Here is a 17645-nt window from a genome sequence, read left to right on the forward strand (position 1 = left end):
GCGCATTGGAGGAGAATGAATCATGCTGACCGACCATTTCCGCCCGCAATCCTTCAACGGGATTGACGATATCGTCATCGTCGGTGGCGGCCTGGCCGGCCTCTTCTGCGCGCTGAAACTGAGCCCGAGACCGGTGACGATCCTTGCCGCAGCCCCGATCGGCCACGGCGCCTCGTCGGCCTGGGCTCAAGGCGGCATCGCCGCAGCCATGAGCCCCGGCGACACCTTCGAGAAACATGTCGCTGACACGTTGGCCGCCGGTGCCGGCATCGTCGACGAGAAGATGACGCGCATGATGGTGGCCGAAGGCCCGGCGCGCATTCACGATCTGCTCGAATACGGCGTGCCCTTCGATCGCGATCTCGAAGGCAAGCTGCTGCTCTCGCGTGAGGCGGCCCATTCCGAGCGACGCATCGTCCGCGTCAAGGGCGACATGGCCGGCAAGGCGATCATGGAAGCGCTGATTGCCGCCGTCCGCCGGACGCCTTCGATCCGCGTGATCGAAGGCTATGTAGTCGAGGAACTCGTGCGCGAAGGCCGGTTCATCTCCGGCGTCATCGCCCGGCCCGATGCCGGCCAGTCGAAGAAGCGTGTGGCTTTCCCGGCCCGTGCCGTCGTGCTCTGCTCCGGTGGAATCGGTCATCTCTATGCTGTCACGACCAACCCGTGGGAAGCGTGCGGGCAGGGGCTCGGCATGGCCGCCCGCGCCGGCGCGATCATCGCCGATCCGGAATTCGTGCAGTTCCACCCGACGGCGATCAACATCGGCAAGGATCCGGCGCCGCTCGCGACCGAGGCGCTGCGCGGTGATGGCGCCCAGCTTCTGAACGCCGCCGGCCATCGCTTCATGCTCGATATCCACCCGGACGGCGAGCTTGCGCCGCGCGACATCGTTTCGCGTGGTGTCTTTGCCGAGGTCCAGGCCGGCCGCGGCGCGTTCCTCGATTGCACCAAGGCTGTGGGCAAGCATTTCCCCGAGATGTTCCCGACGGTCTATGCCTCTTGCATGGCGGCCGGCATCGATCCGGTGACGCAAGCCATCCCGGTCGTGCCGGCGGTTCACTATCACATGGGTGGCGTGCTCACCGATGCCGAAGGTCGCACCTCGATCGATGGTCTCTGGGCTGCTGGAGAAGTGACCTCCACCGGCGTGCACGGCGCCAACCGGCTCGCCTCCAACTCGCTGCTCGAAGCCGTCGTCTTTGCCGCCCGCATCGCCGAAAACATCAAGGGCACGCTGCCGACGCCGCAGCTTACCGAATGGGGCGATAATGCCGGCGAGAACGACGATCCGGTGACCGTCGAAGACAGCCCGCAACTGAAGATCCTGCGCCAGGTGATGAGCGATTGCGTCGGCGTGATCCGAACCCGCGAGAGCCTGGTAAAGGCGATCCGCGAGATCGCACAGCTCGAGCGCGACAACACCCGCATGCGCTTCACCAACATTATTACCACGGCCAAGTTGATCGCCGTCGGCGCGCTGCGGCGCACGGAAAGCCGCGGCGGTCACTTCCGCGCCGATTGCCCACAGGAACAGCCGGAATGGCGCCGCCGCACCTATCTGACGCTCGCCGACGCCAACCGCCTGGCGAGCGAACTGGCGGAGACGGAAGCGGCGTGATTTCACGCGCGCCGCTTGCATGGACCGACACTCAAGGACGAAAAAGCAGATGACCGCAGCCCTCCGCCCCGAACTTCCCGCACTGATGATCGAGGACCAGGTGCGTGCCGCACTTAACGAGGATCTCGGCCGCGCCGGCGACATTACCACGCTCTCGACCATCGGGCCGGAGCTGACCGCAAAGGCCGGCATGAACGTGCGCGATGCGGGTGTTGTTGCCGGGCTGGAGCTTGCGCGTGCCGCCTTCCGTCTGGTCGATCCGTCGATCCACTTCGAGGCATTGGTGGCGGATGGTGACCGGGTCGCGCCGGGCACGGCGATCGCCCGGATCTCCGGTCGCGCCCGCGGGCTGCTGTCGGCCGAACGTGTCGGCCTGAACTTCCTGATGCACCTTTCGGGCATCGCAAGCTATACGGCGAAATTCGCCGACGAGATCGCCCACACGCGTGCGAAGGTCTGTTGCACCCGCAAGACCATTCCTGGGCTGCGGGCGCTGGAAAAATACGCGGTGCGTCTGGGCGGTGGCTCCAATCATCGCTACGGCCTCGACGATGCCGTGCTGATCAAGGACAATCACATTGCCGTATCTGGTGGTGTCGCCAGCGCCGTCCATGCGGCGCGTGCCTATTGCGGCCATCTCGTCAAGATCGAGATCGAGGTCGATGGCCTCGATCAGATGCGCGAGGCGCTGACGGCCCAACCCGACGTCATCCTGCTCGACAACATGGGGCCGGACTTGCTCCGCGAGGCCGTTGCGGTCAACCGCGCGTTTTGGCAGCTCTCCGCCGACGCCTATGCGGTCGATGCCCGCCGGACGCGGTTGGAGGCTTCAGGCAACGTCAAGATCGATACGGTGCGGGCAATCGCCGAGAGCGGCGTCGACTACATCTCGACCTCGAAGATCACCATGGCCGCCCCGACGCTCGACATCGGCCTTGATGTGGTGATCGAAAGGTAAGCAACTCCAGGAAAAGTGCGAAGCGGTTTTCCGTCCGGAGTTGCGCCCAAAAGAGGCCAACTCCAGGAAAAGTGCGAAGCGGTTTTCCGTCCGGAGTTGCGTCTTTTCAGAAGCTAACCGAGGTTTTGAACGTCAACGCTGCATGATGAACGGGCAGGAGAAACGTTCGCCGACGGTGATCTGCGTGCCGCAGTCGTAGCGGCAGGTCCGGAACTGCCCGTTCAGGTCCTGGCTGTTGAGATTGCAGATGGTTGTCTGCGGCTGCATGCCGCCGCCCTGTTGGTTCTTGAAGTAGTCGGGCATCTTCGGCTTTTCGTCGGTTCCCGATTGGGGCGAGGTGCCGAGCAGCGACGTAAGCAGGGTCAGGACGAGCAGCATGGTTGTCACCTCGGTCGTAAACGCCGCATGGTTTGCGGGCAGCGAAAGTTCGGTCGCGTCCCACTGCACCGATTATAGCATCATCCCCGCACATGTAGGGCGTTCTGTCGGATGTTTTTAGGTGCCGATCCACCGTTTGGTGGGCGGTACTGCCCTCATCGCCCACCGACCTTGAGCCCCGGGGCAGGGCGCTCGTCGAGGATCTGGCGGCGGAAGCGGAAGAGGGCGGCCGGCCGCCCACCGGTGGAAGACAGCGTCATCCCCGTCGGCTCCACCAGTTCGGCCCCTTCGACCAGGCGGCGGAAGTTCTGCTTGTGCAGGTGGCGCCCGGAGATCGCTTCGACGGTTGCCTGCAGATCGGTCAGCGTGAACTCGGGCGGCATCAGTTCGAAGACGACCGGCCGGTACTTGATCTTGCCGCGCAGCCTCGCCATTGCCGTGGCGACGATGCGGCGATGGTCATGGCGCATCGCCAGCCCGGCGGTCAGAACGTCGTTGCCATTACCGTGGCCGTCGATGGCCGCCTCGGGCACGAGCCCTGCCTCGTAAAGGAGCTCATAGCGCTCCAGCACGCGTTCCTCGTCCCAGGGAAAATCGCCGAGGCCGAAGGCCAGGCGAATGCGCGCCCGGCGCCCGGCAATCCGGGCGGCTCGGTCGTCACCGGACACACCTGTTTCCCAGCGGGCAAGTGCCGGCAGGAGCGCCTGGTCCAGCACCGCCGGGCGACCCTGCCGCCAGTCCTCCCAGGGCAGGTAGCCGTACCAGTCGCGCCAATGCGCGCCGGCTTCGGCCAGCCGCTCGGTGTTTTCGGCATCGGTTCTCGTCAGGGCCAGATAGCCGACCGAGACCATGTGCTTGCCTTCTTCGCCCGGCAGCCGCTGACGGCCGCGATCGCCGAAGGTGTAAAGCTGTTCGATATAGCCGAGCTTCAGCGCCGTACGCTTTTCGACGCGATCGCGCAGGCTCGTCTCAAAGGTCCGGTGGAGCGCCGGATCGAAGGGGCCGAAGGGCAGGCTGTCACGCGCATCGCCGTCACTTTCGCTGACGGCGAGGATGCGCGGGCTGCGGTTGACGACGGCGACGATCGCCGCATTGAGGCCGATCTCGACCGTTGTCGGCTGCGTCTCAATCGGCAACGGCTGCTCCTTCGGAAGCAAGCGGCAGAAGGAACGGCGCATTGCCGTCGGCATCCGCGCCGCGACCGATCGCGCGAACGGCGGCGATCAGCCTTCCATTGCGCGCAAGCACGCCGTCGCCAATCTCGACGAGCCGGCTGTTGGGGGTCGCATAGGGCGAGGCGCGGCGCAGCCGCTGCACCAGCTCCGCGTCGTCCTGGTCCGGCTCGGCCGCGAGCGCGGCGATGAGGGCGGCTGCCGGCGAACGGGAGACGCCCATCCAGCAATGAACGAGGAGCGGCCGTGCACGGTCCCATTCGCGCGCAAAGGCGACGATCTGCCGGACATGGTCTTCCTGCGGCGCAATGAGGTCGCCGGTGCCGGCAAAGGTGATGTCGTTCATGCCGAGCGTCAGATGTCGCGCCTTGGCGATGACGCCGGGGCGATGGAAATCCTGGCCCTTGGCGACGAGGCTGATCATCTCGGTGCAGCCATGGCGGACGGCCATTTCGGCAATGCGGGAAAGCGGAGAAACGATGATGCCGGGCATGTCAGATTTCCGCGCGCGCGGGCACGCGCTGCGCTTCCAGCGTGAGGAACCGTTCGGTGAACAGGCGCTGCGCCTCGACCGCCGGCAAGGGATCGATCAGCAGCGTCTCGCGGGTGATGCCGCGCGGCTGGCCGAAGAACTTGCGCGCCTCTTCGACGGAGAAGCCGGCAAGCACCGTTGCTTCGAAATAGGCCGCGACATGATCGGCCTTCTTGATGCGGTCCTTCAATTCCTTGGAGCAATGCGGCGGCAGGCCGAAACGAAGGTGGATGGCGCTTTCCAGCCGCTTCTCGACCGATTTGTAGCCGCCGCCGACCACCGCCTTGAACGGCGAGATCATGTCGCCGATCACATATTCCGGCGCGTCGTGCAAAAGCGCCAGCAGGCAATCGTCGGTGCTGCACTTGTTGCTGCGGCGAAAAATATCTTCGACCATCAGGCTGTGCTGGGCGACAGAGAAGGCATGATCGCCGGCGGTCTGGCCGTTCCACCGGGCAACACGGGCGAGGCCATGGGCGATGTCGCCGATCTCGACATCGAGCGGCGAGGGATCGAGCAGGTCCAGCCTTCGGCCGGAAAGCATGCGCTGCCAGGCGCGGGCCGCCGTCACGCGCTTGCCTCGTCCGTGCTGGTCGGGAAGGTGAGGCCGGTCCATTCGGGCAGAACCATTGTCACCGGCACGTCGCCGGCGAGCAGCGGGATCCCATTCGCCATGGCTTCACCGGCCTTGTCGATGCGCACGATCGCGAGCGCCGACTTGCCCTGCACCGTGCCCAGCGCGCCGATCGCCTTGTCGTTCGCCGTAATCGTCGTTCCCGTGGGAGGAAGGGCGGCGTCCGCCGAAACGATCACGACCCGGCGGCGCGGCGTGCTGCGGTGCTGCATGCGCGACACCACTTCCTGACCGACGTAGCAGCCCTTCTTGAAGGAGAGGCCGCCGTTTTTGTCCAGGAGCACGTCATGGGGGAATGCGTCCTGCACCGCATAATCGGCACCGGCATTCGCAATGCCCGCCGCGATCCGCAGCCGTTCGAGGTCTTCTGCGCCGGCCGTGTCGCCGGTGGCTTCCCCATAGGCGCGAAAGAGCGCAACGCCCGCCTTCTCGAAACGGTGGTCCCTATAGGCACCCGTCGGTGCTGCTTCGTCGAATATCACGGTGACGGCGTCGGAAGCCCTGATCGAAAGCTCGACTGCCGAGCGAAGCTTGTACATTGTCATGCGCTTCAGCAGCGCTTCGGCCTGGTCGCGTGCCGTTTCCAGCCGTAGGCCATCGCCGTCGCGGGAGATCAGGAACTCGAACAGGATCTTGCCCTGTGGCGTCAGAAGCGCGCCAGGACGCGCCTCGTCGGGCGCAAGCGCGTCGAGGTCGGTGGTGATCAGTCCCTGAAGAAGATCTTCGGCGTCCTTGCCGGAAATGGAGACGATCGCACGATCGTCGAGGCGAACTCTGGGCATCGTTCGAATCCTGTTCGACGGGAGGGGAGAATCCCGCGCTAACCTAGCAAACGATCACCTGGTAGCCGTGGCCGACTCAGGCCCCGGTCTCACCGGCGATCTCTTGGCGAAGAGGTAGGATGTTCGGCTGTCATCGGCAAGCAGGTCGCCGGCGCTCAGTCGCCGGCGATGAAGAATTTCCACTTGCCGTCCGGCATGATGCCGACGCGATAGAAGTTGTAACTGCCGAATTCTTCCATGTCGGCAAAGTCGCCGGCGGTGACCAGGCGGAACAGGTCGACCTTTTCCGGTGCCGTCAGCGTCGAAAGCTTCTTTTCTGCAAAATAGGGCCAGACATAGGCCTCCTGCGGCGTGCCCTTGTCGACCAGCACGAAGCCGGTCGACAGCACGTCGAGCAGGATCGCGAGAATTTCGACGCCTTCCTGGTCGCCCGAAAGGCTCTTCAGGATCGACACCGGGTCTTCATCGCCGGTGACGCCGGTGACCTGGGTCTGGTTCGGGCCCTTGCCGAGCAACGGGCGCAACCGCTCGATGTCGCCGGAAGCCGCCGCCTCGACGATCAGCTCGCGCATGCGGGCGACCGGCGCCGGAATCTTGGAAACGTCGGTCAGGACTTCGACAGGCCCGGTCGGCTCCGGTTCTTCGGCTTCGGGAGCGTCTTCCTTCGTGGCTGTCGCCGACTTGTTGATCAGCGGGTCGGGCATCGGGATTTCGAGCGGAAGCGTCTCTTCCTCATCCGGCTCTTCGGCAACGGGTTCGGCGGCAGGCGGCGTCGCCTTCTGATCGCCGGCGGCAGGCTGTTGCTCGGCCGGAACGGGTTGCGGCGCGCCCTGCAATTCGCTGAGAGCGAAGGCGGGGGAAACCGCTGCCGGGGTGGTCAAGGCGACACCGGCCAACAGCAGTGTGGCGAGGCGAACCGGAAGGGTCCGGTTTGCAAGATTCCGATGCATCGGGCAGTCCTGATATTACTGAATCGTGCGCTGGGGCGAGAATTCGCCGGCGAGCACGCGCTCGCGAAGCGAATTGAGCATTGCTTCGGCGCCGTCTTCGCCATGAAGCCGAACGGTTTCCCGCATGGCAAGAGCAATGGCCGCATCGGCGATGATTTCCGGCTCGATACCGTCGGCCATTCCGTCCGCCCAGGCCTCGCTCTGGTGTTCCAGCGCAGCCTGCATCTTCTCGTGGACGATCATGTCATCGATGTCGGTCAGGCTTGGTTCCATCATTCGTTCCATGCGACTTCCATTGTGCAAGCGGTTCATATTATGGCCGTTCGGCTGAACTCCGACTGAACGACCGTGACGGACTCGCCACTTCTTACCACTCTCTTAACGAACTTAGCAGCCTTTTCCCGAAACGACACGGGGTCGTGAGAAAAGAGGTTAATTTATTGCTAATTTCCAAAGCGGGCGACGATTTCTGACGCAAGTGTTGCCCCTTCGGCACGATATCGCTGTTCGGCGACGATCGCAGGGCCTGTGCAGTTCGTATAGACCGATGCGAAGGTGCGGTACCCGCGGTTGAAGGCGGCAGTCATCCGCTCGCGTCGTTTGACTTCGGTGGCGGTTTCCTTGTCGATCAGATCCTGCATCGAGCGGCGCCAGACGTCTTCCGGTTCCTTGACGCAGAGATTCCTGAGGTAGTGCACGGAGCCGAGGATCTCGGAGAGTCGAATCAGCCGCTGGTCATAGGGCGTCGGCTTTTCTTCCACAGCGGCCGGGGCAGGGGCTGCGGTCTCGGTCTTGGCCGGCTCTTTCGTCGGTGTTTTTTGCGCCGCCGCACCAGTGGCGACCGTCAGGGCGATTGCAGCGAGCGTAAGCCTTGCGAGGATCGGGACAGGGATCATGATTTCATCAAGCCCGAATTGTCGGCGGTTTCAAGGCCGTCGCCTGATGTCGCGGCGTTCGCGCCGGTGCCGGAGAGCCTTTCCACACATTCGCGCACGCTGTCGGGGATCGGCAGGGCGAAGATCTCCTCAGGGGTGAACCAGCCGAGCCCTGCCGCGTCGTCGCTGGCGACGGCCACCGCGTCGGCATCCGCCTCGGCCCTGAACACCGAAAGCAGGAAGTGTCGCCCTTCGGACTCCCTGCCCGGCAGATCGTAGATTTCAAACAGCACCGGATCGCGCGCCTTGATGCCGGTTTCTTCGAACAATTCGCGAAGCGCTGTCTCCTCTGGCGTCTCGCCGGGCTCGGCACGGCCGCCCGGAAAGGCGTACATGTCGGCCGACGGTGGGTTGGCCCGGCGAACGAGCAGATAGCGGCTGTCGCGTTCTAGAATGACGGAGGAAGCAAGTTCGGGCTTGGTCGGCATCAGGGAATCAAATCGTCTCGGTAGCGTTGACCCATCCTACGTGAAGTGCCACATCGATGTCATGTGCGGACGTTTTGCGCTGACGGCGACCCCCGACGAAATGATGGAATTGTTCAGCCTGCTGGAAAGCGACGACTTTCCGGCGCGCTTCAATATCGCGCCAACCCAGCCGATCATGGTTGTCGTGGCCGGCGAGCGCGCGGCACCCGGCAGCAACCTGCCGGAGCGCAAGGCGGTGCTCGTGCGCTGGGGCTTTGTGCCGGGCTGGGTGAAAGACCCGCGTGACTTTCCGCTGCTGATCAATGCGCGGGCCGAATCTGCAATCGACAAGGCCTCGTTTCGCGCCGCCATGCGCCACCGGCGTGTTCTCGTGCCGGCCTCCGGTTTTTACGAATGGCGCCGGCCGCCGAAAGGCAGCCGCGAGCCGTCGCAGGCCTATTGGGTGCGCCCGCGGAAGGGCGGCATCGTCGCTTTCGCCGGGCTGATGGAAACCTGGTCCTCGGCCGACGGCTCCGAGGTCGACACAGCGGCCATCCTGACGACGGCCGCCAACGCCTCGATCCGGCAGATCCATGACCGTATGCCGGTCGTCATCCAGCCCGAGGATTTTGGCCGCTGGCTGGATTGCAAGACGCAGGAGCCGCGCGAGGTTGCCGATCTCTTCGGCCCCGTCGCGGAGGACTACTTCGAGGCGATCCCTGTCTCGGACAAGGTCAACAAGGTCGTCAACACCGGTCCCGAAATCCAGGATGCCGTCACGCCCAGGTCGGTTGCGGATGCCCAGCTAAAAGGCAAGGGCAAGCCGACCGAGCCCGATGGCGGGCAGATGTCTCTCTTTTAAGGAAAAGAGCGTCGGAACCGTCAGGCTGGCCGCTTGGTCAGCTTGCCAGCCGGCTTCGCCTTCACCTGCAACGCTGCGGCAAGTACGGCCTTCAGGCCGAGCGGGCGATACTGTTCGACGAGGTTGGCGGATTTGGTGATGTCTTTGGTCTTTGCGGCTTTCACTTGCACTCACTCCTTGATGCTTTCCCGAACCGGATACACTGTCGCTTTCGTACGTCTTCACGAAAGCGACGCTCCTCCTCGCTCTCCGGAGACAGGATTTCGTGGTGTGCTACCAACTACACCGCGAATCTGTTTTCCGCATGGCGATCTCAGATAAGCCTAATCATGACAAATCCATGACCGCGGAATCCTTTCGATAGTCGGCTGTGCTTGCACGCGGCTGACCTCTTGACCGAAATCGGGTGACGCGCGATAAGTGAGGCCATGAAAACGGTTATCTGCATTATCTGCCGGAACATTATTCGCTAGCGCTCCGCTGGCCTGGCCGTTTTCGTCTCCTAAAATCCAAGATGACAAACGCGCGGGCCTCCCGGGCGCGGTATTTTACGGTCGTATGCATCTTGGAGAATGGCAATGGGCGGAACGCCGACACTGAAGCTGTACAACACGCTGACGCGGGAGAAGATCGAGTTCAAGCCGATCGATCCCGACAACGTTCGCATGTATGTCTGCGGCCCGACGGTCTATGACTATGCCCATATCGGCAATGCCCGGCCGGTCATCGTCTTCGACGTCCTGTTCCGGCTGCTGCGCCATGTCTATGGCGCGGATCACGTCACCTATGCGCGCAACATCACCGACGTCGACGACAAGATCAACGCGCGGGCGCTGCGGGACTATCCGACCCTGCCGCTCAACGACGCGATCCGCCGGGTGACGGAGAAGACCGAAACGCAGTTTCTCGACGATGCCAGGGCGCTCGGCTGCCTCGATCCTGATGTCCAGCCGCGGGCGACCGACAACATCGCCCAGATGATCGACATCATCGAAAAGCTCATCGTCAAGGGCCACGCCTACCAGGCGGGCGGCGAGGTGCTGTTCGATACCAAGTCGATGGCCGATTACGGTCAGCTCTCGAAGCGCAACCTCGACGAACAGCAGGCCGGCGCCCGCGTCGCCGTCGAGGCGCATAAGAAAAGCCCCGGCGATTTCGTGCTGTGGAAGCTCTCCGGCGACAACGAACCGGGTTGGGAAAGCCCGTGGGGCAGGGGCCGTCCCGGCTGGCACATCGAGTGCTCGGCCATGAGCAGCCGCTATCTCGGCGAGGTTTTCGACATCCACGGCGGCGGGTTGGATCTCATCTTCCCGCACCACGAAAACGAGATTGCCCAATCCCGTTGCGCCCATGGCACCGAGGTGATGGCGAATGTCTGGATGCACAACGGCTTCCTGCAGGTCGAAGGCCGCAAGATGTCGAAGTCCGAAGGCAACTTCGTCACCATCTACGAACTGCTGCACACGGAAAAGTTCGCCGGCCGCCAGTGGCCGGGCGACGTGCTGAGGCTCGCGATGCTGATGACGCACTATCGCGAGCCGATCGATTTTTCGGTGAAGCGGCTGGAAGAGGCAGAGCATCTGCTCTCCAAGTGGCCGGTGCCGGGTGACGCCACGGGTGAGGCCGACCCGGCCGTGGTCGCCGCACTTGCCGACGACCTCAACACGGTCGCGGCCGTCCAGGCGGTCCATGCGCTCGCCCAGAAGGCGGCGACCGATCCGAAACTGCTCGGCACCTTCGCCGCAAGTGCTGCGCTGATCGGCGTGGTGCCGCAGGCGGTCGAACTCGACGAGGGGCTGGTCCGCGACATCGACAGCCGCGTGCGAGCCCGTCTGGAACTGCTGAAGGCGAAGAACTTCGCGGAAGCCGACAAGATCCGCGATGATCTGCTGGCGCGCGGTGTTCAGCTGAAGGACGGCAAGGATCCGGCAACCGGCGAGCGGGTGACGACCTGGGATATCAAACGGTGACGGTGGGCCGCCCCCAGAGCCCTGTCCGATCGCTCTGATCGGTTCGGACAGGGCATCTGAAAGGGCAGCGGAAAGCGGAGCGCATGCATGAAAGAGGAGTTCGTGCGATGATCGACCATACGGGCATTCCCGTCGCGGATTTCGACCGGGCGCAGTCGTTCTACGACAAGGCCTTTGCTCCGCTTGGCGCCTCCTTGCTGATGATGGTGCCGTTGGAGCACACCGGCGGCGTGAAGGTCGGTGGTTGTGGCCGCGAGCGGCCGGTTTTCTGGCTGCATGAAACGGCCGAGGCAGGCCCGGGCCGCCACTACGCCTTTTCGGCGCGCAGCCGCGCCGAGGTCGATGCCTTCTATGAAGCGGCGATTGCCGCCGGCGGACTTGACAACGGCAAGCCGGGGCTGAGACCGCACTACCACCCGGACTATTACGGGGCCTTCGTATTCGATCCCGACGGCAACAATATCGAAGCCGTCTGCCACGCGCCGGGCTAAGGAGGAGTTGCGATGAGTCTCGACAACAGGCCCCATTATGCCGGCGGCTGCCAATGCGGCGCGGTCCGGTTCCGCGTCGAGGGCAAGCTCGGTGACGCATCCGTCTGTCATTGCCGCATGTGCCAGAAGGCGAGCGGCAATTTCTACATGCCCTTGGTTTCGGTTCGCGGCGCGCATGTGACCTGGACCCGCGGAGAGCCCAAGCGCTTCCAGTCGTCAAACGCCGCGCGACGCGGCTTCTGCGCCGATTGCGGCACGCCGCTGACCTACGAGGCACCGGATGGCATGGCGCTGGCGATCGCTGCCTTCGACGAGCCGCAAGGCATCGTGCCGACCATCCAATGGGGAGTCGAGGGTAAGCTGCCCTATGTCGATCACGTTGCCGATCTGCCTGGCGTTCATACGCTGGAAGATCCGGACGCAATCGAGTTCCTGACCAATCTCGTTTCCTATCAGCATCCCGACCACGACACCGAGACCTGGCCCCCGGAGGAGAAGCGATGACCGAAAACGTTCGAACAGGTGGATGCCAATGCGGCGCGGTCCGCTTCCGGATCAAGGGTGAACTCGGACGCGCGTCGATCTGTCATTGCCGCATGTGCCAGAAACAGTTCGGCTCGTTCTTCTCGGCGCTGGTGACGGCGCCGAAGGATGGCGTCGAATGGGTGCGGGACGAACCGAGCTATTTCCAGTCCTCGGTCAACATCGACCGTGGCTTCTGCCCGAAATGCGGAACGCCGATGACCTATCGGCATCCGGGTGGCCTTGAGATCGCCATCGGCACCTTTGACGATCGCACCGATCTGGCGCCGAAAATCCAGGTCAATCACGCCTCGCGGCTGCCCTGGGTCGATACGATCTTCGAGCAGCCGGTGCTTGAGGATCAGGATTTTTACGCCAGGCAGGAAAGCATCATCTCGTTCCAGCATCCCGACCACGAGACCGATCAATGGCATCCCTCGGGAGCATTCCGGTGACCATCGCGCGCATCTATACGGGCGGATGCCAATGCGGCGCCGTGCGCTACCGCGCCGAGGGCGTGCTTGCGGACCCGCATATCTGTCATTGCCGCATGTGCCAGAAGGCGACCGGGAACTATTTCATGCCGCTCGCCAATGCGTCCCGAGACACGTTCGACATTACCCGGGGCCAGCCGTCCTGGTTCCGCTCGTCGCATCTGGTGCGCCGCGGTTTTTGCAGCGATTGCGGCACGCCGCTGTTCTACGATATGCCCGACGAGAACTTCATCAACATCGCGCTCGGCTCGCTCGACGACCCCGATGACGTACAGCCCGTTTACCAGTCCGGCGTCGAATCCCGCGTCATATGGTTCTCACGGCTCGCGGGCTTGCCACCAAGGGAGACGGATGACGGTAGCGAGGTCTCGGCGACCCGCCATCTGATCGTTCTCGAAACCAACCGCCAGCATCCCGACTACGACACCGTGCACTGGCCGCTCACGAAAGACTGAAAATGACGACTGTTCTGCGTACGCTTTATCCGGAAATCGAACCCTATGCGTCGGGCCACCTCGAGGTCGGCGACGGTCACACCATCTATTGGGAAAAGGCCGGCACGCCGGGCGCTAAGCCTGCCGTCTTCCTGCATGGCGGGCCAGGCGGCACGATCTCGCCGAACCACCGCCGCCTGTTCGATCCGACGCTCTACGACGTAACGCTGTTCGACCAGCGCGGCTGCGGTAAGTCGACGCTGAATGCCAGGATCGAAGCCAACACCACCTGGCATCTCGTCGCCGATATCGAGCGGCTGCGCGAGATGGCCGGCGCCGACAAGTGGCTGGTCTTCGGCGGTTCCTGGGGATCGACGCTGGGGCTTGCCTATGCCGAGAAGCACCCGGAACGGGTTTCCGAACTGGTGCTGCGTGGCATCTACACGCTGACCAAGGCCGAGCTCGACTGGTACTACCAGTTCGGCGTCTCGGAGATGTTCCCGGACAAGTGGGAGCGTTTCATCGCGCCCATTCCCGAGAACGAGCGCCACGAGATGATGCACGCCTATCATCGCCGCCTGATGAGCGAGGACAAGGCGACACGCCTTGCGGCCGCCAAGGCCTGGAGCATCTGGGAGGGTGAGACGATCACGCTGTTGCCGGAGCTCGCAACCAGCGAGCCCTTCGCCGACGACGATTATGCTGACGCCTTCGCGCGGATCGAGAACCACTTCTTCGTCAATGCCGGCTGGATGGAAGAGGGCCAATTGCTGCGCGACGCCCACCGGCTGCACGGCATTCCCGGCGTCATCATCCACGGGCGGTACGACATGCCGTGCCCGGCGAAGTACGCTTGGCAGCTGCACAAGGCCTGGCCGGGATCAGAGCTGCATCTGGTCGAGGGAGCAGGCCATGCATATTCCGAGCCGGGCATCCTCGACCGGCTGATCCGCGCCACGGACCAGTTCGCAGGCAAGACCGAGCAAAAGTAAACCGAGCATATTTGGACGAGAGCCATGACCAGGGAACGCATCTACCTCTTCGACACGACGCTGAGAGACGGGCAACAGACGCCCGGCATCGACTTTTCCGTCGAGGACAAGATTGCGATTGCCGGCCTGCTCGATCAGTTCGGCATGGACTATATCGAAGGCGGCTATCCCGGCGCGAACCCGACCGACACGGAATTCTTCGGGCGCAAGCGTACCCAGAAGGCCTCCTTCGTCGCCTTCGGCATGACCAAGCGCGCCGGGGTTTCCGCGTCGAACGATCCGGGCCTCGCGGCGCTGCTCGCGGCCAAGAGCGACGCCATCTGTCTTGTCGCCAAGAGCTGGGACTATCACGTCGAAGTGGCGCTCGGCTGCACCAACGAGGAAAACCTCGACAACATCCGGGCCTCGGTCGAGGCGGTGGTCGCCTCCGGTCGCGAGGCGATGGTCGATTGCGAGCATTTCTTCGATGGCTACAAGGCCAACCCCGCCTATGCGCTCGCCTGCGCGAAGACGGCCTTTGACGCCGGCGCGCGCTGGGTGGTCCTCTGCGACACCAATGGCGGCACGCAGCCTCCGGAGGTGCGCGAGATCGTTGCGGCCGTGATCGCTGCCGGCGTGCCCGGCGCCAATCTCGGCATCCACGCCCATAACGATACCGGCCAGGCGGTCGCCAATTCGCTTGCGGCGGTCGAGGCCGGCGTACGCCAGATCCAGGGCACGCTGAACGGCATTGGCGAACGCTGCGGAAACGCCAATCTCGTCACGCTGATCCCGACGCTTGCTTTGAAAGAGGCCTATTCCAGTCGCTTCGAAACGGCGATCGATGCCGACCGCTTGCTGGAGCTGACGAAGCTCGCCCATTCCTTCGACGAGCTGTTGAACCGCTCGCCAGACCAGCAGGCGCCTTACGTCGGCGCGTCGGCCTTTGCAACCAAGGCCGGCATCCACGCTTCGGCATTGCTCAAGGATCCGCGCACCTATGAGCACGTGGCGCCGGAAAGCATCGGCAACCTGCGCAAGGTCATGGTGTCCGACCAGGGCGGAAAGGCCAATTTCATCAACGCGCTGAAGCGCCGCGGCATCGTCGTCAGCAAGGACGACCCGAAGCTCGACAAGCTGATCGCCATCGTCAAGGAACGCGAAGCGACCGGCTATGCCTACGAAGGGGCGGATGCGAGCTTCGCGCTGCTCGCCAGCCGCATTCTCGGCACGGTGCCGGATTTCTTCCACGTGGAAAGCTTCCGGGTGATGGTCGAGCGCCGCTTCGACGCCAACGGCCATCTGAAGACGGTGTCGGAAGCGGTGGTGAAGGTGGTCGTCGACGGCGAGACGATGATGTCGGTCGCCGAAGGCCACGGCCCGGTCAACGCGCTCGACCTGGCGCTGCGCAAGGATCTCGGCAAGTACCAGTCGGAAATCGAAGACCTGGAGCTCGCGGACTACAAGGTCCGTATCCTCAATGGCGGGACCGAGGCGATCACCCGCGTTCTGATCGAATCGACCGATGGCACGGGCGCACGCTGGTGGACCGTGGGGGTCTCCGACAACATCATCGATGCGTCTTTCCAGGCGCTGATGGACAGTATCGTCTTCAAGCTGCTCAAGAACCGCGACCACGTCGGGCTGATCGCCGCCGAGTAATTTCGGCGATCGACCCGGTAACGCTGATGAACTGGCCGGGGGAGGGTGAGCAAAACTCATTCTCCCTTCACGGAAATGAATTGGTGCATCACCGGCCATTGGGGTAGGACGCACCAATGGGAGATCGTGCCGGCCGACTGGCTGTGCCCTCCCTTCTGACCGGTGAGCGGCCATTGCCGCCAGGGCTCTCCGGCAAAACACCAGGAAAAGATGATATGGCCGAGCCGAAAGCACCCGCCGAAAATACCGATTCCGCACAAGGCTTTGCCTTCGCGCTGACCGCCTATCTGCTTTGGGGCTTCCTGCCGTTCTTCATGAAGGCTGTCGCCCATATCCCGGCGCCGGAAGTGGTGGCGCACCGGATCGTGTGGTCGGTGCCGCTCGCAGGTCTCGTGCTGCTCTGGCTCGGGCGCACCGACGATATCAAGACGGCACTGCGCTCGCCGCGCATGCTGTGCATGGCCGCACTGACTGCCGTGCTCATCACCATCAACTGGGGCATCTATGTCTGGGCAATCGGGGCGGGCCGCGCCATCGAAACCGCGCTCGGCTACTACATCAATCCGCTCTTCTCGATCTTCCTCGGCGCCGTGCTTTTGAAGGAGAGGCCGAACCCGGCGCAGATGGTCGCAATCGCGCTCGCTGCTTCCGCCGTCGCCGTGCTCGCCTTTGATGCCGGCGGTCTGCCGTGGGTGTCGATCGGCCTCTGCCTGTCCTGGGGTTTCTACGCCTTCTTCCGCAAGACCCTGCCGGTTGGCCCCAACCAGGGCTTCTTCCTGGAAGTCCTGCTGCTGAGCGTTCCGGCCATCGGCTACATTATCTGGCTGGAGACGACGGGGCAGGGCCATTTCGGCGACACCGGCATGGCCGACGTCCTGTGGCTGCTGTCCTGCGGCATCGTCACGGCCGTGCCGCTGATGATCTATGCCAATGGCGCCAAGCTCCTGCGCCTCTCGACCATCGGCATCATGCAGTACATCGCGCCGACGATGATTTTCGTGATCGCCGTCTTCGTCTTCCATGAGCCCTTCGGTACGGCAAAGCTCATCGCCTTCGGCCTGATCTGGGCGGCGCTGGTGATCTATACCGGCGCGATGCTGGCTGAAAGCAGGGCGCGCCGCGCCCTGCAGGCAAGCCCCGCCGAATAATGTCGGTTGCAATAGAAACAAAAAAGGCGCGCCGGGGGCGCGCCTTTTTTGTTGGCTGAACAGGTTTCTCAAAGCTTGGAGATGATCTCGGCTTCGCCGTCGCGGCCGTTGCCGCCGTTGGCGGCCGCCAGGATGGTCGGCACGATGTCGGCGGCGTCATTGACGACGAGCGGCTGCACCAGATGCGCCGTGTGGACGAAGCCCTCTTCGCGCATGTGCTGCAGGAGGTCCATCATCGGCCTCCAGAAATTGTTGATGTTGCCGAAGACCATCGGCTTGCGGTGACGGCCGAGCTGCGCCCAGGTCATGATCTCGACGATCTCTTCAAGCGTGCCGATGCCGCCCGGCAGAGCCACGAAGGCGTCGGCGCGTTCGAACATCGTGTGCTTGCGCTCGTGCATGTCGGCCGTGACGATCAGTTCGTTCAGTTGGCCGAGCGAATGGCGGGTCGCTTCCTTGTCCATCAGGAATTCAGGGATGATCCCGGTAACTTCGCCGCCGTTGGAAAGCACGCCGCTGGCAACCGCTCCCATGATGCCGCGTGTGCCGCCGCCATAGACCAGGCGAAGCCCGTGATCGGCGATGGAGCGGCCGAGCGCGCGGCCGGCCTCCATGTAGGCATTGTCGCGTCCCGGCTGTGAACCGCAATAGACGCAGATGGATCGAATCGTGCTGTTCTCGGTGCTCATGCCCCCCAAAAAACATTGCAGCGCAGCATGGGT

22 protein-coding genes are annotated in these 17645 nt (G+C 63.6%); 11 read left to right on the forward strand and 11 right to left on the reverse strand.

The window, feature by feature from the left end; translation table 11 throughout:
- Window positions 1-22: 22 nt before the first annotated feature.
- Together AC3WVQ_RS04090 and nadC are read left to right on the forward strand one after the other, a co-directional pair.
- Entirely contained in the window at window positions 23-1621 is a 1599-nt protein-coding gene (locus AC3WVQ_RS04090) for an L-aspartate oxidase (protein WP_034804041.1), read from the forward strand.
- A gap of 49 nt (window positions 1622-1670) precedes the next feature.
- Window positions 1671-2579: a carboxylating nicotinate-nucleotide diphosphorylase gene (gene nadC / locus AC3WVQ_RS04095; RefSeq protein WP_034804039.1), complete on the forward strand. Its 909-nt coding sequence runs from the start codon at window positions 1671-1673 to the stop codon at window positions 2577-2579.
- Window positions 2580-2711: 132 nt separating this feature from the next.
- Here the strand turns inward: nadC and AC3WVQ_RS04100 are convergent, their stop codons facing one another.
- From AC3WVQ_RS04100 to AC3WVQ_RS04140, 9 genes are all read right to left on the reverse strand, one after another.
- Complete coding sequence (locus AC3WVQ_RS04100; protein WP_077961811.1) at window positions 2712-2957, reverse strand: hypothetical protein; 246 nt, start codon at window positions 2955-2957, stop codon at window positions 2712-2714.
- Between the two features lie 155 nt (window positions 2958-3112).
- The gene (locus AC3WVQ_RS04105; protein WP_034804035.1) at window positions 3113-4135 is read right to left on the reverse strand and encodes an NUDIX hydrolase; all 1023 of its coding nucleotides are present in this window, start codon (window positions 4133-4135) and stop codon (window positions 3113-3115) included.
- Window positions 4083-4622, reverse strand: coding sequence for a tyrosine phosphatase family protein (locus tag AC3WVQ_RS04110; RefSeq protein ID WP_034804033.1), 540 nt, complete (start codon window positions 4620-4622; stop codon window positions 4083-4085). Before AC3WVQ_RS04110 ends, AC3WVQ_RS04105 begins: the two co-directional genes overlap by 53 nt.
- 1 nt (window position 4623) lies before the next feature.
- Window positions 4624-5232, reverse strand: a complete 609-nt coding sequence (locus AC3WVQ_RS04115) for a YfbR-like 5'-deoxynucleotidase (protein WP_034804032.1) — start codon at window positions 5230-5232, stop codon at window positions 4624-4626.
- Window positions 5229-6077, reverse strand: a complete 849-nt coding sequence (gene ygfZ, locus AC3WVQ_RS04120) for a CAF17-like 4Fe-4S cluster assembly/insertion protein YgfZ (protein WP_060522110.1) — start codon at window positions 6075-6077, stop codon at window positions 5229-5231. Before ygfZ ends, AC3WVQ_RS04115 begins: the two co-directional genes overlap by 4 nt.
- 155 nt (window positions 6078-6232) lie before the next feature.
- Window positions 6233-7027 (reverse strand): hypothetical protein, encoded by a 795-nt coding sequence (locus AC3WVQ_RS04125; protein WP_034804030.1) that lies wholly within the window; start codon window positions 7025-7027, stop codon window positions 6233-6235.
- Between the two features lie 15 nt (window positions 7028-7042).
- Window positions 7043-7312 (reverse strand): hypothetical protein, encoded by a 270-nt coding sequence (locus tag AC3WVQ_RS04130; RefSeq protein WP_089043914.1) that lies wholly within the window; start codon window positions 7310-7312, stop codon window positions 7043-7045.
- Window positions 7313-7470: 158 nt separating this feature from the next.
- Window positions 7471-7923: a TIGR02301 family protein gene (locus AC3WVQ_RS04135; RefSeq protein ID WP_060522111.1), complete on the reverse strand. Its 453-nt coding sequence runs from the start codon at window positions 7921-7923 to the stop codon at window positions 7471-7473.
- The gene (locus AC3WVQ_RS04140; protein ID WP_090294622.1) at window positions 7920-8393 is read right to left on the reverse strand and encodes an NUDIX hydrolase; all 474 of its coding nucleotides are present in this window, start codon (window positions 8391-8393) and stop codon (window positions 7920-7922) included. Before AC3WVQ_RS04140 ends, AC3WVQ_RS04135 begins: the two co-directional genes overlap by 4 nt.
- 58 nt (window positions 8394-8451) lie before the next feature.
- Here AC3WVQ_RS04140 and AC3WVQ_RS04145 point away from each other — a divergent pair, with 58 nt between their 5' ends.
- The gene (locus tag AC3WVQ_RS04145; protein ID WP_090294801.1) at window positions 8452-9231 is read left to right on the forward strand and encodes an SOS response-associated peptidase; all 780 of its coding nucleotides are present in this window, start codon (window positions 8452-8454) and stop codon (window positions 9229-9231) included.
- A 20-nt stretch (window positions 9232-9251) separates the two neighbouring features.
- Here the strand turns inward: AC3WVQ_RS04145 and AC3WVQ_RS04150 are convergent, their stop codons facing one another.
- Entirely contained in the window at window positions 9252-9395 is a 144-nt protein-coding gene (locus AC3WVQ_RS04150; protein WP_164475065.1) for a hypothetical protein, read from the reverse strand.
- A 414-nt stretch (window positions 9396-9809) separates the two neighbouring features.
- Here AC3WVQ_RS04150 and cysS point away from each other — a divergent pair, with 414 nt between their 5' ends.
- The 8 genes from cysS to rarD all read left to right on the forward strand — a co-directional run bounded on the left by cysS (window position 9810) and on the right by rarD (window position 16923).
- Window positions 9810-11201 (forward strand): cysteine--tRNA ligase, encoded by a 1392-nt coding sequence (gene cysS, locus AC3WVQ_RS04155; protein WP_060522113.1) that lies wholly within the window; start codon window positions 9810-9812, stop codon window positions 11199-11201.
- 107 nt (window positions 11202-11308) lie between these two features.
- Window positions 11309-11692, forward strand: a complete 384-nt coding sequence (locus tag AC3WVQ_RS04160; protein WP_090294620.1) for a VOC family protein — start codon at window positions 11309-11311, stop codon at window positions 11690-11692.
- A 12-nt stretch (window positions 11693-11704) separates the two neighbouring features.
- Entirely contained in the window at window positions 11705-12196 is a 492-nt protein-coding gene (locus AC3WVQ_RS04165) for a GFA family protein (RefSeq protein ID WP_034804016.1), read from the forward strand.
- Window positions 12193-12669, forward strand: coding sequence for a GFA family protein (locus tag AC3WVQ_RS04170; RefSeq protein ID WP_034804014.1), 477 nt, complete (start codon window positions 12193-12195; stop codon window positions 12667-12669). The genes AC3WVQ_RS04165 and AC3WVQ_RS04170 overlap by 4 nt, the downstream gene beginning before the upstream one ends.
- The gene (locus AC3WVQ_RS04175; protein WP_034804013.1) at window positions 12642-13163 is read left to right on the forward strand and encodes a GFA family protein; all 522 of its coding nucleotides are present in this window, start codon (window positions 12642-12644) and stop codon (window positions 13161-13163) included. The genes AC3WVQ_RS04170 and AC3WVQ_RS04175 overlap by 28 nt, the downstream gene beginning before the upstream one ends.
- A 2-nt stretch (window positions 13164-13165) precedes the next feature.
- Window positions 13166-14134 carry a prolyl aminopeptidase gene (gene pip / locus AC3WVQ_RS04180; protein ID WP_492382601.1) on the forward strand — a complete coding sequence of 323 codons (969 nt, stop codon included), beginning with the start codon at window positions 13166-13168 and terminating at the stop codon, window positions 14132-14134.
- A 24-nt stretch (window positions 14135-14158) separates the two neighbouring features.
- Window positions 14159-15775, forward strand: coding sequence for a citramalate synthase (gene cimA, locus AC3WVQ_RS04185; RefSeq protein ID WP_090294619.1), 1617 nt, complete (start codon window positions 14159-14161; stop codon window positions 15773-15775).
- Between the two features lie 215 nt (window positions 15776-15990).
- On the forward strand, window positions 15991-16923 hold the full coding sequence (rarD, locus tag AC3WVQ_RS04190) for an EamA family transporter RarD (RefSeq protein ID WP_034804008.1): 933 nt from the start codon (window positions 15991-15993) through the stop codon (window positions 16921-16923).
- Between the two features lie 68 nt (window positions 16924-16991).
- Here rarD and AC3WVQ_RS04195 read toward each other — a convergent pair whose 3' ends face one another.
- Complete coding sequence (locus AC3WVQ_RS04195; protein WP_034804006.1) at window positions 16992-17612, reverse strand: LOG family protein; 621 nt, start codon at window positions 17610-17612, stop codon at window positions 16992-16994.
- Between the last annotated feature and the right edge of the window lie 33 nt (window positions 17613-17645).

Source organism: Ensifer sp. EB106-05-01-XG146 (genome assembly GCF_058791875.1).

Excerpts from the sequence above, each read along its gene's own strand:
- nadC (WP_034804039.1), top strand. The coding sequence starts at position 1,671 with ATGACCGCAGCCCTCCGCCCCGAACTTCCCGCACTGATGATCGAGGAC.
- rarD (WP_034804008.1), top strand. The coding sequence starts at position 15,991 with ATGGCCGAGCCGAAAGCACCCGCCGAAAATACCGATTCCGCACAAGGC.
- AC3WVQ_RS04125 (WP_034804030.1), bottom strand. The coding sequence starts at position 7,027 with ATGCATCGGAATCTTGCAAACCGGACCCTTCCGGTTCGCCTCGCCACA.
- AC3WVQ_RS04135 (WP_060522111.1), bottom strand. The coding sequence starts at position 7,923 with ATGATCCCTGTCCCGATCCTCGCAAGGCTTACGCTCGCTGCAATCGCC.
- AC3WVQ_RS04130 (WP_089043914.1), bottom strand. The coding sequence starts at position 7,312 with ATGGAACGAATGATGGAACCAAGCCTGACCGACATCGATGACATGATC.
- AC3WVQ_RS04100 (WP_077961811.1), bottom strand. The coding sequence starts at position 2,957 with ATGCTGCTCGTCCTGACCCTGCTTACGTCGCTGCTCGGCACCTCGCCC.
- cimA (WP_090294619.1), top strand. The coding sequence starts at position 14,159 with ATGACCAGGGAACGCATCTACCTCTTCGACACGACGCTGAGAGACGGG.
- AC3WVQ_RS04165 (WP_034804016.1), top strand. The coding sequence starts at position 11,705 with ATGAGTCTCGACAACAGGCCCCATTATGCCGGCGGCTGCCAATGCGGC.
- pip (WP_492382601.1), top strand. The coding sequence starts at position 13,166 with ATGACGACTGTTCTGCGTACGCTTTATCCGGAAATCGAACCCTATGCG.
- AC3WVQ_RS04170 (WP_034804014.1), top strand. The coding sequence starts at position 12,193 with ATGACCGAAAACGTTCGAACAGGTGGATGCCAATGCGGCGCGGTCCGC.
- ygfZ (WP_060522110.1), bottom strand. The coding sequence starts at position 6,077 with ATGCCCAGAGTTCGCCTCGACGATCGTGCGATCGTCTCCATTTCCGGC.
- AC3WVQ_RS04090 (WP_034804041.1), top strand. The coding sequence starts at position 23 with ATGCTGACCGACCATTTCCGCCCGCAATCCTTCAACGGGATTGACGAT.
- cysS (WP_060522113.1), top strand. The coding sequence starts at position 9,810 with ATGGGCGGAACGCCGACACTGAAGCTGTACAACACGCTGACGCGGGAG.
- AC3WVQ_RS04145 (WP_090294801.1), top strand. The coding sequence starts at position 8,452 with ATGTGCGGACGTTTTGCGCTGACGGCGACCCCCGACGAAATGATGGAA.
- AC3WVQ_RS04110 (WP_034804033.1), bottom strand. The coding sequence starts at position 4,622 with ATGCCCGGCATCATCGTTTCTCCGCTTTCCCGCATTGCCGAAATGGCC.
- AC3WVQ_RS04195 (WP_034804006.1), bottom strand. The coding sequence starts at position 17,612 with ATGAGCACCGAGAACAGCACGATTCGATCCATCTGCGTCTATTGCGGT.
- AC3WVQ_RS04160 (WP_090294620.1), top strand. The coding sequence starts at position 11,309 with ATGATCGACCATACGGGCATTCCCGTCGCGGATTTCGACCGGGCGCAG.
- AC3WVQ_RS04175 (WP_034804013.1), top strand. The coding sequence starts at position 12,642 with ATGGCATCCCTCGGGAGCATTCCGGTGACCATCGCGCGCATCTATACG.
- AC3WVQ_RS04105 (WP_034804035.1), bottom strand. The coding sequence starts at position 4,135 with ATGCGCCGTTCCTTCTGCCGCTTGCTTCCGAAGGAGCAGCCGTTGCCG.